This window comes from Enterobacter sp. kpr-6, from assembly GCF_900116015.1.
Classification (GTDB): Bacteria; Pseudomonadota; Gammaproteobacteria; order Enterobacterales; family Enterobacteriaceae; genus Enterobacter_D.
This window is the reverse complement of sequence record NZ_FOYH01000005.1, coordinates 223,580-237,768: the sequence shown is the minus strand read 5'-3', so window position 1 is coordinate 237,768 and position 14,189 is coordinate 223,580. Positions and strand designations below refer to the sequence as shown.

The following is a 14,189-nucleotide window of genomic DNA, read 5'->3' as shown; positions in this document are numbered from 1 at the left end:
CGTTAACGACGGCGCTGCCAGATCCACAGCCCGGCGATTGCCAGCGCAAACAGCGCGCCAAAGCCCACACCAACGCCAACTACCGGCACACCCGCTTTTACCGCCAGCGAGTACAACCCCAGCATAATCAGCATCGCGGTGTTTTCACCGAGATTCTGCACCGCGATGGCATTGCCTGCGCCGACTGAGCGTTTGCCCCGCTCCTGCAATAGCGCGTTCAGCGGGACGACGAAAAAGCCCCCCAGCAGGCCGATCAGCAGCAGCAAACCGTAGGCCGGCAGCAAAGCATGTTGTAACGAGAAAATCAGCACCACCACGCCGATTAATATCCCGGCGGGCATACAGCGTGCTACCGTTTCCAGCGTCACCAGCTTCGCCGCCACGCCAGCTCCCACCACAATCCCTACCGCGACCATCGCGTTCAGGTAAGTCGGTGTGGCGTTATCGGTAATGCCTAACGCCTGCGGCACCCACAGTACCAGCAGGAAACGCAGCGTCACGCCAGCGCCCCAGAACAGGCTGGTGCCCACCAGCGAGAAGCGGGTTTCGCCGTTTTGCCACAGCACTTTGCAGGCGGCAAAAAAGCTGTGCGTCATCGGTTTAAAACGCCAGGATTGCCCCGGTCGCGCCGCCGGAAGTTTAGGGATCAGCAGGTTTGCCACCACCGCCCCGGCGTAGAACAGCGCACAGACGCCCAGCGCCGCCAGCACATGCCAGTCCGCCAGCACGCCGCCCGCCATCGAACCAAGCAAAATGGCGGCGATGGTCGAGGACTCCATCAGGCCATTGGCTTTCACCAGCTTATCGCCGGTGGTCAGTTCGCCAAGAATGCCGTATTTGGCAGGCGAATAGGCCGCTGCGCCCACGCCCACCAGCGTATAGCCGACAAAAGGATTGAGCCCCACGCAGATACATACCGCCCCGAGCAGCTTCAGGCTGTTGGCGAACATCATCACCCGGCCTTTTGAGAAGCTGTCTGCCACCTGCCCCACAAACGGCGCAAACAAAATGTAAGCGCCCACAAACACCATTTGCAGGATCGGCTGGCTCCAGTCGGGATAAAACTGCGCTTTTAACAGCGCAAGGGTGGCAAACAGCAGCGCGTTATCGGCAAAGGCCGAGAGAAACTGTGCTGCGGTGACCGCCAGCATTCCCTTCGACCATATCGAATCGTTAATGCGGGACTCATGCATGTGGCTGTTCCGTTTCTTCAACAAGGGCTTTAAGGGAGACGAAATCGGGTTTACCGCTGCCTAACAGCGGCAGTTGTTTCAGGAAGCGGATATCACGCGGGACGGCCAGCTCCGGCACGCCCTGCGTCCGCGCCTGCTGTTGCAACTTCTCGCGCGTCAGTTCGCTATCGGTGGTAAACATCACCAGCGCTTCGCCTTTGCTGGCGTCGCTTTTGATCACCGTGCCGTGCATTTTGTCCGGAGACACCGCCAGCGCCAGTTGCTCCACCATTTCCAGTGAAACCATCTCACCTGCGATTTTGGCAAAACGTTTGGCGCGGCCCTGGATCTGCACAAAGCCCTGCTCGTCAAAACGCACGATGTCGCCGGTGTCATACCAGCCCTGTTCCAGCTCGCCCTGCGCGTTTTCCGCCGTCGGCGCTTCAAGTACGCCAGGATTTTCAACGCGTAAGTAGCCGTTCATGATGTTCGGCCCTTTCAGTTGCAGGCGGCCACCGTCGTCAATACCGGGAACCTCCAGCAAGCGGGCATCCATACCGGGAAGAATGCGCCCCACGGTGCCCGGTTTGGCCGCCATCGGCACGTTGATCGACACCACCGGCGCGCACTCGGTTACGCCGTAGCCTTCAAGAATGCGCAGGCCGAATTTGTCCTGCCAGAGCTGGCGGGTGCTCTCCTGCAGTTTTTCCGCCCCGGCCACCACGTAGCGCAGACGGTAAAAATCATACGGATTGGCAAAGCGGGCGTAGTGACCGAGGAAAGTGGACGTACCAAACAGCACGGTGCAGTTACGGTCATACACCAGTTCCGGGACGATGCGGTAATGCAGCGGACTGGGATAGAGGAACACCTGCGCCCCGGTCAGCAGCGGGGTTAACAGCCCGACGGTTAAGCCAAAGGAGTGGAACAGCGGCAGCGCCGACATAAAGCGGTCGTTAGCGGTGAAATCCGCGATGGTGCGGATCTGCTCGACGTTTGCCAACAGGCTCTTATGGCTGTGCACCACGCCTTTCGGATTACCTTCCGAACCGGAGGTAAACAGCACCAGCGCCGCATCCTCCGGTTGCTGTTTCACCTGCGCCAGATGCGGCATTAACAGGTGGCCAAAAATCCACAGCTTATCGGCAGCGGTAACGTCGCCTTTTAAATCTTCGAGATAGACCCAGCGCACCTGAGTAAGCTGCTCCGGCAGGTGCCAGAGCTTGCCTTTATCCATAAACATGCGCGAGGTAAAAATGGTTTTGATTTGTGCGGCGGTAATGGCGCTGGAAAGCCCTTTCACGCCCGCCGTGTAGTTCATCATCGCCGGGACGCGCCCGCGGGCAATCGCACCGAAAATCACCGCCGCGCTGATCCCGGCGTTAGGCAGCATCAGACCGATTTTCTCGCCCTGCGCGGTGTATTTATCGAGGATGCGCGCCACGAACAGCGTTTTGGTTAACAGCTTGCGATAGCTGTCGGGCTTAAAGTTGATGTCTTCAACACAATTTTTGCCCGCGCCGTAGCGGTACTGCGCGGCGAGTAACGCTTCAAACAGCGTCTCGCGCGGGCGCACGGCCATGCGCGCTTCCATCATGATCTGGTGCAGCATTTCGCCAGCGATTTTGCGGCGATCGCGGGCGCGCGGCGCATCCGGCATCGGCAGCGTCGTTGGCGGCAGGATGTGAATGCGGATCTGCGGGAACAGGCGCTGTTTGACCAGCCCTTTCAGGCGGCTGAAGAAAGTCAGCTCAGCCCCTTCAATGCGCACCGGCACGACAGTTGCGCCGGATTTGGCGGCGACAAAGCCCGCGCCATCGTAGATTTTCATCAGCGAACCGGAGACGGAAATGCGCCCTTCCGGGAAAATCACCACCGGACGCCCCTCGCCAATCAGCCGCACCAGGTGCTTGATGGTCATGGGTTTCGTCGGATCGAGCGGCACAAAATCAATCAGTTTGCTTAAGGCGCGCATATACCATTGTTGACTGATAGAGGTATAGACCGCGAAAACCGGGCGGATCGGTAAAAACAGCGCCAGCAAAATGCCGTCGATAAATGAAACGTGGTTAGGGGTGATCAGGACACGCTCGCCGCGTAACGCCTGGGTGTCGCCAGTGAGTTCAATCCTGAACATCAGGCGAAAAAGTGTGCGAAAAAAGCCTAATAGCATTTTCAACTTCCTTTGTCTGTGGTTTCGATGAGTAACTGAATTGTGGCAGATTACACGAGAAGTGCGGGGGGAGCTAACCGAAATGAGGGCGAAAAAAAACCTGCGCATCCGCGCAGGTTGGTGCAAAAAGAGAGTACTCAATCTGTACTGAATTCTCACCAATCAATACCTCTGGGACCTCAAATGTAGCAATCTGCCGCGCGTTCCCTCCAGCGAACAATCGCAACAGCCCTTCGCAAAGTGTAACTAAAGGTTTGAATTCACTTTTTTTGTATTATTTGCGGTAAAACAGCGGTGAAACTGTTCCACAACCGGGCCGCGCGCGAGTTCACGTTTACAGCTTGCGATCCGGCAATACCCTTGAATAGCCGCCGCTTTTCCGTAACACTTCACTGTGTGTAAACGCTTACCCTACAAATAAGGTGCAGTATGGCGACAATTAAGGATGTAGCCCGGCTTGCAGGTGTTTCTGTCGCCACGGTTTCCCGCGTGATCAACGACTCCCCGAAGGCCAGCGACGCCTCGCGTCTCGCGGTACGCAGCGCCATGGAATCGCTCAATTATCACCCTAACGCTAATGCCCGCGCGCTGGCGCAGCAGTCCACCGAAACGGTCGGGCTGGTGGTGGGCGATGTCTCCGATCCTTTCTTTGGCTCGATGGTCAAAGCCGTCGAGCAGGTGGCCTACCAGACCGGCAATTTCCTGCTGATTGGTAACGGCTACCATAACGAACAAAAAGAGCGCCAGGCGATTGAACAGTTGATTCGCCACCGCTGCGCGGCGCTGGTGGTGCACGCCAAAATGATCCCCGATGCGGATCTGACCGCCCTGATGCAGCAAATGCCCGGCATGGTGCTGATTAACCGCATTCTGCCCGGTTTTGAAACGCGCTGTGTGGCGCTCGACGACCGCTACGGCGCATGGCTGGCGACCCGCCATTTGATCCAGCAGGGTCACAGCAAAATCGGCTATTTGTGTTCAAACCACGCCATTTCCGACGCGGAAGACCGGCTTCAGGGCTATTACGATGCGCTGCGGGAAAACGGTCTGCCCTGTAACGACCGGCTGGTGACCTTCGGGGAACCGGATGAAAGCGGCGGCGAACAGGCGATGACCGAACTGCTCGGGCGCGGCAAAAACTTTACCGCCGTGGCCTGCTACAACGACTCGATGGCGGCGGGCGCGATGGGCGTATTAAACGATAATGGCATCGAGGTGCCGGGTGAAATTTCGCTGATTGGCTTTGATGACGTGCTGATTTCCCGCTACGTGCGCCCGCGCCTGACCACGGTGCGCTACCCGATTATTACCATGGCGACGCAGGCGGCTGAACTGGCGCTGGCGCTGGCGGAAAACCGCCCGCTACCGGAAATTACCCACGTTTTTAACCCCACCCTGGTCAGACGCCATTCTGTGGGAATGCCGCAGGAAAACTAAAGATCGTAGCGGTACAGGTGCACGGTGGTGTCGGGGTAATCCAGGCCATCACCGATATAGTGCCAGCCGTAGCGCTCATAAAAATCGCGGCAGGCGGAGTAAAGGTGCAGTTGCGCATACCCCTGTTCGCGGGCGTACTCGATCACCTGTTTTTGCAACAGCCCCGCCAGCCCCTGCCCGCGCGCGGCCTCGTCCACATACAGCGCCGCCAGCCACGGCCAGAGATCCTGACGGCTGATCAAATCGCAGCGCCAGAGCCCCACGGTGCCCAGTAATTTCTCACCGTCGAGGGCGATAAACGTCAGCGGCAACGCGCCGGGGCGCTGGCTGTGGGCAATAATGCTCGCAAAAAAATCACGCGGCAGTGAATCGCCAAACGCCTGCCACAGCCAGTCCGTGACCGTACCGGCAAACTGCGGGGCTTCATAGAGTGGGACGATCTTCACATCAATTTCCCCTGAAACAGCGGCACGGATTCGAACAGATAGCCGTCAAAATCGGGCGCGTCCTCGTCTGAGAGTTCCAGCAGGCTGGTTTTTACATTCTCCAGATGCTGCCACATGCTTTGCCAGGCCCCCATCACGTCGCGGCGACGCAAAGCGGCCAGCAACGTTTGCCGATCGCCAAGCCATTTCAGGCGATACGGGCGGCTGGCGATATGCACGTTAAACTGCTGCCACAGCGGGCTGCTGTCCATCTGATGCCAGACGCTTTCCACCGTCGCTAAAAGCATCTGGTTTTGCGTTGCGCCCGCAAGCACCAGATGAAACATTTTGCTGTTGTCCTGAGCGGTGTCGTTCATCGCAATCGCCCGCTGCTCCTGCTCAAGGATGCGCTTGAGGTTGTCGATATCGGCCCGCGTCGCCATCTTCGCCGCAAACGCAGCAATGTTGCTCTCCAGCAACTGCCGCGCCTGGAGAATTTCAAACGGGCCAACGTCGCTGTTAAGCAGCCTCTCCTCTTCGTTTTCATGCTCCTGGGGAATACGCATCACGTACACACCCGATCCCTGGCGAATATCCACCGTCCCCTGTAACTCCAGCATCAGCAGTGCTTCGCGCACAATCGTGCGGCTGACGCCGTAGGTTTCGGCGATATTGCGTTCCGGCGGGAGGCGAGCGCCAATGGGGTAATGGCCCTGAATAATTTGCGTCCGCAAATCTTCGCCAATTTCCTGGTACTGTTTTTTTTCCGGCGGAATGACAGCCTTCTCCACAATATCACCTGTACTGAAAGTCAACGTTTATCGGGCGTTAGCTTACCAAATTCACCTGCACTAAACGCGGCTATGTTTATTTCCATTCATCATCAAGGGTCAGGGTAAGCTCACGCTCTTCGCTTAACCGACGATACCAGGCCGCTGATTTTTTGGCTCGCCGGGCGCGGTTATTCTCCAGATCGATTTCGATTAAGCCATATCGATTTTTGAAGGCGTTCATTGGCGAGACGTTATCGGTAAAGGCCCACAGCATGTAGCCCTGGCAATTCGCGCCGTCTTCGCGCGCGCGCAGCGTCTGGTAGAGATGCTCGCTGATAAACGCGATGCGGTAATCGTCTTCAATCACCCCGTCGGCGTTGCGGAACTGCCCTTCGTTCTCGATCCCCATCCCGCTTTCGGCGACAAACCACAGTATGTTGCCGTACTCATTTTTAATGCGCATCGCCATGTCGTAGACAATTTGCGGGTAAATTTCCCAGCCGCGCGATTTATTCATCCGTCTGCCTGGCAGTTCAAACGGCTCGTAATACCAGGCCGGATGGAATGGCGTATGCGGATGCCAGGCGCGGGACGGCGCTTTGACGCGGTGCGGGTAATAGAGATTGATGCCCAGTTCATCGACGGTGTGATCGCGGATAATCGCCAGTTCGTCGTCGGTGTAATCCCACTCCACCTGATGCTGTTCAAGCAGGCTGAACAGCTCCGCCGGGTAGTGACCTTTGACCATCGGGTCGAGAAACACGCGGTTGTAGAAGAGATCGTAGATGTCAGCGGCGCGCACATCGTGCGGGGCCGTCGATCGCGGGTAAGTCACTTCCGGGTTGAGAATGCAGCCAACCGTGCCGTGATAGGCCTTCTCGCGGAACAGCCTCACCACTTTCGCCGTCGCCAGGGTTTTGTGGTGATTCCACTGCATCCAGGTGCCGGTGCTTTGCTCGTAGGGCCAGCGCAGCGCGTCGAGGTAAACGCGGGTTTGCACCACAATCGGCTCGTTAAAGGTGAACCAGCGGGAGACCTGATTATGGTAGCGGGCAAAGACTTTTTCCGCGTACAGCACGAACAGTTCAACCACTTTTTTCGACGCCCAGCCGCCGTAGGTTTCCAGCAAATAACCAGGCAGTTCGTAGTGTTCGAGACAGATCATCGGCTCGATGCCGTTTTTATGCATCTCAGTAAACAGGCTGTCGTAATACGCGGCGTACTCCTCGTCCACTACGCCATTTTCATAGTCGGTAAAGAAGCGCGACCAGTTAATCGAGGTGCGGTAGTGGCTTAACCCGGCCTCTTTCATCAACTGAACGTCTTCACGAAAGCGGTTGATAAAATCGGTCGCCACCGCCGGGCCATAGCCGTTGTGCCAGACGTGGCGGTCGTTTTTGTACCAGAGATCGGGCCACGAATCCTGCCCCTCTTTTTTGCCGCTCCAGCCTTCGGTTTGCCAGGCGGAGGCCGCCGCGCCCAGGATGAACGACGGCGGAATAGTGATGGTTTTTATGCTCATGCAATCCTCAGGCGTTTTTCGCCATTTCATTTGTCTCCGCCTGTAACTGCGCCTGTTCCGCGCGGCGGGAAGCAATTTTCACAAACGGCAGATAGATAATTACTGCGGTAACGATGCAGATAAGCTGGGTGATCACTGCGCCCATTGAACCGGCGGTGGAGAGCCAGGCGTTAATCAGCGGTGGCGTGGTCCAGGGCACCATGACGACCGCTTTGCCCGCAAAACCGGTGACGGTAGCGAAGTAACCGATGGAGCCCGTGACCAGCGGGGTGATGATGAAGGGGATCGCCAGGATCGGGTTGAGCATGATCGGCATCCCGAAGATGACCGGTTCGTTGATGTTGAAAAGGCCAGGGCCAATGGAGAGCTTGGCGATCTCTTTCATCTCTTTGCGTTTGGTGGCAATCATCACGGCGATCAGCAGGCCGATGGTCAGACCGGAGCCGCCGATACTCATGTACACATCCCAGAACGGCATGGTGATGATGTTCGGTACTTCTTTGCCCTGTTCGAAGGCGCTCATGTTGACGGTGATCGCACCGAGCAGCAACGGCTCGCGGATCGGTTTGATCATCTGGTTACCGTGAATGCCGATCACCCAGAAAAGCTGTGCCACAAACATCAGCAGCAAAATACCCGGCAGGCTTTGCACCACGCGCTCCAGCGGCTGTTGCACCACCTGGTAGATGGCGTCGTACAGATACATGCCGGTGACCTGGTGGAACACGAAGCCAAACGTGGCGATCACGGTAGTGGTGATGATCGCCGGGATCAGCGCCGAGAACGAGGCGGCGACGTTCGGCGGCACGGTGTCGGGCATTTTGATCTTCAGCCCTTTGCGCCCTTCGAGCCAGCAATAGAGTTCAACGGATAAAATGGCGATAAACATGCCGAGGAACAGGCTGCGGGTGTCCGAGAACTGACGCAGCAGGACGTCTTTCACCACGTGCATTTCGCCGTCCACCAGCATTTCCACGGTAGTTGGCGTGACGCAGATAAAGCAGATCACCGCCAGAAGGCCGGGGAACAGCGATTTAATGCCGTTGATGCGCCCGAGTTCAAGGCCAATTAAAAACACCGCGCCGATGTTGAGAAAATTAAGCGTGGCGTAGTTAATCGCGCTGGTGATGGGCTTGAGCGCCGCGAGGAACGACAGCGCCTGAAAGCTGGCAAGGCCGTTTTTCGGGTCCAGCACCATGTTGGAGATCAGCACCGAGAACGCCCCGACGATGATCACCGGCATCAGGGTAATGAAGGCGGATTTGATCGCCATGATGTAGCGATAGCTGTTGAATTTTGTAGCAAAACTACCCAGAGAATCGATGAGCTTTTCCTGTAGAGCCATGTGCTGGTACCTCAGTAAAAGGGCTTTTATAGTGTAGGGTGACTGCCGGATACCCTTTGGCATACCAAAAATAGTCAGTGGTTGGAAAAAGTTCTGTGATTGAGTTCTCAGGATAGGAAGTGGTATTCCAAATTGGCGGGTGGTGAAAATATTGGTATCCCAGTCGGGTTTTACCCTCACCCCGGCCCTCTCCCTCAGGGAGAGGGGGAAAGGCAAGTCCGCGCACTTTCCGTCCCCTCTCCCATAGCAGAGGGGGAAAGGCGAGTTTGCACTCGATCCGTCCCCTCTCCCCCAGGGAGAGGGTTAGGGTGAGGGGGAAAGGAGAGTCTGCACTCGATCCATCCCCTCTCCCATGGGGAGAGGGCCAGGGTGAGGGGGAGCTGTGGTAAACTCCCCTCTTCACGCGAAACAGGAACTCGTCATGGTCACAATGCGGGATGTCTCATTGCGCGCAGGCGTCTCGAAAGCGACGGTTTCGCGCGTGTTAAACGGCACCGGTCAGGTAAAAGAAAGTACGCGCCAGCAGGTTTTCAGCGCGATGAAAGAGCTGGGCTACCGGCCTAATTTTCTTGCCCAGTCGCTGGCAAACCGGACCAGCAATAGCATTGGTCTGGTGGTCTCCACCTTCGACGGGTTTTATTTTGGCCGCCTGTTGCAGCAGGCGTCACGCCAGACGGAAACCCACGGCAAACAACTGATTGTGACCGACGGGCACGACACCCCCGCGCGTGAAGAAGAAGCGGTGCAGATGCTGGCCGACAGGCGCTGCGACGCCATAATCCTTTACACCCGGTTTATGGGCGAAAAGGCGATCATGGCGCTGATTGAACGAATCAAAATGCCGCTGATCGTCATCAACCGCGACGTTGGCCAGGCGCGGGATAAATGCATTTTCTTTGAACAGCAGGACGCGGCGCTTCAGGCGGTTGAGTATTTAATCGCCCAGGGGCACCGGGATATCGCCTGCATTACGCTGGCGATCCACACGCCCACCGGTAAGGCGAGGCTGATGGGCTACCGTAAGGCGCTGGAAAAACACGGGATTCGCTGGGACCCGGCGAAAGTGCGCTACGGCGATGCGGGCATGACCAGCGGTTACGAGCAGTGCCGGGCGCTGTTGCAGGAGGGTGTCGCATTCAGCGCGCTGTTTACCTGTAATGACGATATGGCGCTCGGCGCATCGAAAGCGATTCATCAGGCGGGGCTTTCGATCCCGGCGGATATTTCCCTGTTTGGCTTCGACGACGCCCCGAGCGCAAAGTGGCTTGAACCGGGGCTGTCGACGGTTTATCTGCCCATCGACAACATGATCACCACGGCGATCGACCAGGCGATCCGGCTGGCGAACCACCAGCCGATCAACGCCATCCCGCCGTTTACCGGCACGCTGGTCCTGCGCGACTCAGTTACCGTCGGGCCGCATCACCCGGCTTAAAGTAATTCCAGCGCCAGCAGTTCTTCAATGGTCTGACGACGACGGATCAGACGCGCCACGCCGCCATCAAACAGCACTTCCGGCAGCAGCGGGCGGCTGTTGTAGTTGGAAGACATCGATGCGCCATACGCCCCCGTGTCGTGCAGTACCAGGTAATCCCCCGGCACCACCGTAGGCAGCGCGCGGGTTTCCACTTTCCCGCCTTCCTGTTGCGTAAAGACATCGCCCGATTCACACAGCGGCCCGGCCACCACGGTATCAATTAACGGTGCCGCGCTCAGATCGCGCCCGTCGGCGGCCAGCGCCGTGATGTGGTGATAGCTGCCGTACATTGACGGACGCATCAGATCGTTAAAGCCCGCGTCGATCAGCACGAAGTGGCGGCTGCCCATCGCTTTCACGCTGCGTACCTGCGCAATCAGCACGCCGGATTCGGCAACCAGAAAACGTCCCGGCTCGATTTCCAGTTTGACCGCATGGCCGAGATGCGCGGCGATCTGCTCGCGGGCGCGGTTCCACAGCGCGTAATAGTGGTCGGTATCAATCGCCTCTTCCCCTTCACGGTAGGGAATCGACAGCCCGCCACCTGCGGAGATCGCCTCCAGATCCTGGCCGAATTCAATCACCTGGCGCACCATCGCGCCGCACACCTGCTCAAGGTGAGCGTAATCCACGCCGGAGCCGATGTGCATATGAATACCCACCAGTTTGAGCTGGTGGCGTTCGATCGCAGCAAGGGCGGCCGGGAGATCGCTGTGCCAGATACCGTGCTTGCTGTTTTCGCCGCCAGTGTTGGTTTTCTGGCTGTGACCGTGGCCAAAACCGGGGTTAACCCTTAGCCATACGCGGTGACCCGGCGACACTTCGCCCAGTTGTTCGAGCATATCCACCGAACCGGCATTCACCGGAATGCGCAGTTCGCGCACGCGGGCCAGGGTCGGCGCATCGATCACATCGGCGGTAAACACCACGTCATCCGGGTGAGTGTGCGGATCGTAGCCCGCGGCCAGCGCACGTTCGATTTCACCCAGCGAAACAGAATCCACCTTCACGCCTTGCTCGCGCATTAAACGCAGAATATGGATATTCGAGCAGGCTTTCTGGGCAAACCGCACCACGTCAAACTGACCAAGCTGGGCGATTTTCGCCCGTATGATCTGCGCGTCATAAACCCAGACCGGGCAACCAAATTCAGCGGGCAGCGCCAGCAAGTTTGCGGCGTTGAGGTCAGTTTCAGTGGTGTTAAGCGGACGTGGCATGGCGAACTCCGGTCAGTGATTTTTTTCACATTACGCCACAGTGCAAAGAGAATAAAAAATATCGTTTTGTGGAGAGTCTATGCAAAAATGATATACCTTTCCGCTTCTCGGACCTGCTCATGCCCGCCATTAACCTGCGCCATATTGAAATCTTTCACGCCGTGATGACGGCAGGAAACCTGACTGACGCCGCCCGGCTGCTGCATACCTCGCAGCCCACCGTTAGTCGGGAGCTGGCGCGATTTGAAAAAGTGATCGGCCTGACGCTGTTTGAGCGCACGCGCGGAAGACTGCATCCGACCGTGCAGGGGCTGCGCCTGTTTGAGGAAGTGCAGCGCTCGTGGTACGGGCTCGACAGGATCGTCAGCGCCGCCGAAAGCCTGCGCGAATTTCGCCAGGGCGAGCTGTCCGTCGTCTGCCTGCCGGTGTTTTCACAGTCCTTTTTACCGCCCTTGTTACAGCCGTTTCTCGCCCGCTACCCGGATGTGAGCCTGAATATCGTCCCGCAGGAGTCTCCTTTATTAGAGGAGTGGCTCTCCGCCCAGCGTCACGATCTGGGGCTGACGGAAACGCTCTCCACGCCCGCAGGCACCGAACGCACGCCGTTGCTCACACTTAACGAAGTCTGTGTGCTGCCCAAAGGACACCGGCTGGCTGAGAAAACCGTGCTGACGCCGGAGGATTTTCAGGGCGAGAATTACATCAGTTTGTCGCGCACCGACAGCTACCGTCAGTTGCTCGACGCGCTGTTTAATGAGCATCAGGTGAAGCGGCGAATGGTGGTGGAAACCCACAGCGCCGCGTCGGTTTGCGCGATGGTGCGTGCAGGCGCTGGCGTTTCCGTGGTCAATCCGCTGACGGCGCTGGACTATGCCGAAAGCGGCGTGGTGGTGCGGCGATTCAGCATCGACGTGCCCTTTACCGTCAGCCTGATTCGCCCGTTGCACCGCCCGGCTTCCGCACTGGTCGAGACGTTTACGCAGCATCTGCAAAGTGCGATGCCGCGCCTGCGCGAACCGCTGGAAGCCGTGCTGGAGACGCGTTAAGAGAGCATAAACTCCACCACGTCTGCCGCATGTAGCGCGGCGGTGTCAAAGACCGGAATTTGGCAGCGATCTTCCGGCACCAGCAGGCCGATCTCGGTACAGCCAAAAATCACCCCCTGCGCGCCCTGCTCCGCCATACGCTCAATCAGATTGATGAAATATTGCCGGGAGAGATCGCTGAAGGTGCCCAGACACAGCTCTTCAAAGATGATCTGATTGACGCGCTCGCGGTCGGCTTCATCAGGAATGGTGGTTGCAATGCCGTTGACCTCAGCCAGACGGCCCCGGTAGAAATCCTGCTCCATGGTATAGCGCGTGCCGAGCAGCGCCACTTTATTAAGCCCGGCGGCTTCGATCGCTTTTCCCGTCGCATCGGCAATATGTAAAAACGGCACGCTGCAGCGCGCTTCAATTTGTTCGGCCACTTTATGCATCGTGTTGGTACAAAGCACGATGCCCTGCGCGCCTGCCTGCTCCAGCCCGGCGGCGGCGTCTGCCAGAATCACTCCGGCTTTATGCCAGTCGCCGCTGGACTGGCAGGCTTCTATCTCGTGAAAATCGACGCTGTGTAGCAGCAGACTGGCGGAATGCAGGCCGCCCAAGCGGGCTTTGACACCCTCATTAATCAGGCGGTAATAGGGAATGGTCGATTCCCAGCTCATTCCACCCAGTAATCCTATAGTTTTCATTTTGATCCCCTTGTGTGTCGTCTTATGCCAGTGAAACAAACTTGTGATCGCCTTTCCACTTCTTTGGTTTGAAATTTCTTTTTAAAACCATCTGGGATAAATTTAATGAAACGTTGTTTTAACTTACTACAGGACAGCCACATGTTTATTTTTCATAAAGACACTCAGCTTGACGATCTGGGCAACGGCGTAACCCGCCGCATCCTTGCGCACGACGGTAAAATGATGGCGGTTGAAGTCAATTTTGACGCAGGCGCAGTCGGCCCGCTGCACAATCATCCCCATGAGCAACTGACCTATGTGCTCTCAGGCAAATTCGAATTTACCATTGGTGACGAAAAGCATGTCGTCAGTAAAGGCGACACCCTCTACAAGCAGCCAAATATCGTGCACGGCTGTGTTTGCCTGGAAGCCGGAACGCTATTAGATACCTTCACGCCGGTGCGCGAAGATTTCCTCAAAGCCTGATCCCATTTAGTATGGCCTGCGCCTTCCTTCCGGGAAGGCTTTTTTTTGTTTGCTCGTCCACAAATCAGCACGCTAATAATTGCTAATAATATTAGTTTTAATACCCTATTGCCCGATTGCTACTGCCATACATGTCGTCACGGCGCGTTAAAAACAGATTTGTTTTTATCAATTCTGACGGTTACCTCACCTATTTGAAACGCCGTTTCGACTTCGATCACATTTCCGCCAATATATGAATGACGCGGAAATAAATAGCAATAAAATAAATTAAAACGATGTTTTACAAACTAAGAACCACGGTTCATTCAGTTTAAAAACCGCCGGTTCCGTTAAGGGGAAACCCGTTAAGAACAAAGATATCAGCATGTTATGAGATTGCTGATGTCATGCTCCAGACAGTTAAAACACCGCCATGTGAAAAAGCAGACGCGGTAAGCGACAC

The 14,189-nt window shown here is 56.9% G+C and carries 12 protein-coding genes; 4 read left to right on the top strand and 8 right to left on the bottom strand.

The genetic code is table 11. The annotated features are described in order from the left end of the window. Positions 1–2: 2 nt before the first annotated feature. Together lplT and aas are read right to left on the bottom strand one after the other, a co-directional pair. Positions 3–1,193, bottom strand: coding sequence for a lysophospholipid transporter LplT (gene lplT, locus BM373_RS14475; RefSeq protein ID WP_090462559.1), 1,191 nt, complete (start codon positions 1,191–1,193; stop codon positions 3–5). Next, positions 1,186–3,345: a bifunctional acyl-ACP--phospholipid O-acyltransferase/long-chain-fatty-acid--ACP ligase gene (gene aas / locus BM373_RS14470; protein WP_090462557.1), complete on the bottom strand. Its 2,160-nt coding sequence runs from the start codon at positions 3,343–3,345 to the stop codon at positions 1,186–1,188. The genes lplT and aas overlap by 8 nt, the downstream gene beginning before the upstream one ends. Positions 3,346–3,774: 429 nt before the next feature. On the opposite strand from aas, the gene galR reads away from it, so the two are divergent. Continuing rightward, entirely contained in the window at positions 3,775–4,782 is a 1,008-nt protein-coding gene (gene galR / locus BM373_RS14465; RefSeq protein WP_090462555.1) for an HTH-type transcriptional regulator GalR, read from the top strand. Here the strand turns inward: galR and BM373_RS14460 are convergent. The 4 genes from BM373_RS14460 to BM373_RS14445 all read right to left on the bottom strand — a co-directional run bounded on the left by BM373_RS14460 (position 4,779) and on the right by BM373_RS14445 (position 8,847). Continuing rightward, positions 4,779–5,228: a GNAT family N-acetyltransferase gene (locus tag BM373_RS14460; RefSeq protein ID WP_090462553.1), complete on the bottom strand. Its 450-nt coding sequence runs from the start codon at positions 5,226–5,228 to the stop codon at positions 4,779–4,781. The genes galR and BM373_RS14460 overlap by 4 nt on opposite strands. Next, positions 5,225–5,998, bottom strand: a complete 774-nt coding sequence (locus tag BM373_RS14455) for a GntR family transcriptional regulator (protein WP_090462551.1) — start codon at positions 5,996–5,998, stop codon at positions 5,225–5,227. Before BM373_RS14455 ends, BM373_RS14460 begins: the two co-directional genes overlap by 4 nt. 76 nt (positions 5,999–6,074) lie before the next feature. Next, positions 6,075–7,502, bottom strand: coding sequence for a glycoside hydrolase family 1 protein (locus BM373_RS14450; RefSeq protein ID WP_090462549.1), 1,428 nt, complete (start codon positions 7,500–7,502; stop codon positions 6,075–6,077). A 7-nt stretch (positions 7,503–7,509) separates the two neighbouring features. Beyond that, positions 7,510–8,847, bottom strand: coding sequence for a PTS sugar transporter subunit IIC (locus BM373_RS14445; RefSeq protein ID WP_090462547.1), 1,338 nt, complete (start codon positions 8,845–8,847; stop codon positions 7,510–7,512). A gap of 421 nt (positions 8,848–9,268) precedes the next feature. On the opposite strand from BM373_RS14445, the gene BM373_RS14440 reads away from it, so the two are divergent. Further along, positions 9,269–10,282, top strand: a complete 1,014-nt coding sequence (locus BM373_RS14440) for a LacI family DNA-binding transcriptional regulator (RefSeq protein ID WP_090462545.1) — start codon at positions 9,269–9,271, stop codon at positions 10,280–10,282. Here the strand turns inward: BM373_RS14440 and lysA are convergent. Then, the gene (gene lysA, locus BM373_RS14435) at positions 10,279–11,541 is read right to left on the bottom strand and encodes a diaminopimelate decarboxylase (RefSeq protein ID WP_090462543.1); all 1,263 of its coding nucleotides are present in this window, start codon (positions 11,539–11,541) and stop codon (positions 10,279–10,281) included. The genes BM373_RS14440 and lysA overlap by 4 nt on opposite strands. A gap of 119 nt (positions 11,542–11,660) precedes the next feature. Here lysA and BM373_RS14430 point away from each other — a divergent pair, with 119 nt between their 5' ends. After that, positions 11,661–12,587 (top strand): LysR family transcriptional regulator, encoded by a 927-nt coding sequence (locus tag BM373_RS14430; RefSeq protein ID WP_090462542.1) that lies wholly within the window; start codon positions 11,661–11,663, stop codon positions 12,585–12,587. On the opposite strand, the gene BM373_RS14425 is transcribed toward BM373_RS14430, so the two are convergent. Then, a complete protein-coding gene (locus tag BM373_RS14425; RefSeq protein WP_090462540.1) occupies positions 12,584–13,276 on the bottom strand; it encodes an aspartate/glutamate racemase in 693 nt (230 codons plus the stop codon). The genes BM373_RS14430 and BM373_RS14425 overlap by 4 nt on opposite strands. Before the next feature lie 141 nt (positions 13,277–13,417). Between BM373_RS14425 and BM373_RS14420 the strand changes: the two genes are divergently transcribed. Beyond that, on the top strand, positions 13,418–13,744 hold the full coding sequence (locus BM373_RS14420) for a cupin domain-containing protein (protein WP_090462538.1): 327 nt from the start codon (positions 13,418–13,420) through the stop codon (positions 13,742–13,744). Positions 13,745–14,189 lie beyond the last annotated feature (445 nt).

Bases quoted from the DNA above. Each gene is read 5' to 3' on its own strand.
- lplT (WP_090462559.1), bottom strand. From the start codon at position 1,193: ATGCATGAGTCCCGCATTAACGATTCGATATGGTCGAAGGGAATGCTG.
- aas (WP_090462557.1), bottom strand. From the start codon at position 3,345: ATGCTATTAGGCTTTTTTCGCACACTTTTTCGCCTGATGTTCAGGATT.
- galR (WP_090462555.1), top strand. From the start codon at position 3,775: ATGGCGACAATTAAGGATGTAGCCCGGCTTGCAGGTGTTTCTGTCGCC.
- BM373_RS14450 (WP_090462549.1), bottom strand. From the start codon at position 7,502: ATGAGCATAAAAACCATCACTATTCCGCCGTCGTTCATCCTGGGCGCG.
- BM373_RS14445 (WP_090462547.1), bottom strand. From the start codon at position 8,847: ATGGCTCTACAGGAAAAGCTCATCGATTCTCTGGGTAGTTTTGCTACA.
- BM373_RS14440 (WP_090462545.1), top strand. From the start codon at position 9,269: ATGGTCACAATGCGGGATGTCTCATTGCGCGCAGGCGTCTCGAAAGCG.
- lysA (WP_090462543.1), bottom strand. From the start codon at position 11,541: ATGCCACGTCCGCTTAACACCACTGAAACTGACCTCAACGCCGCAAAC.
- BM373_RS14430 (WP_090462542.1), top strand. From the start codon at position 11,661: ATGCCCGCCATTAACCTGCGCCATATTGAAATCTTTCACGCCGTGATG.
- BM373_RS14425 (WP_090462540.1), bottom strand. From the start codon at position 13,276: ATGAAAACTATAGGATTACTGGGTGGAATGAGCTGGGAATCGACCATT.
- BM373_RS14420 (WP_090462538.1), top strand. From the start codon at position 13,418: ATGTTTATTTTTCATAAAGACACTCAGCTTGACGATCTGGGCAACGGC.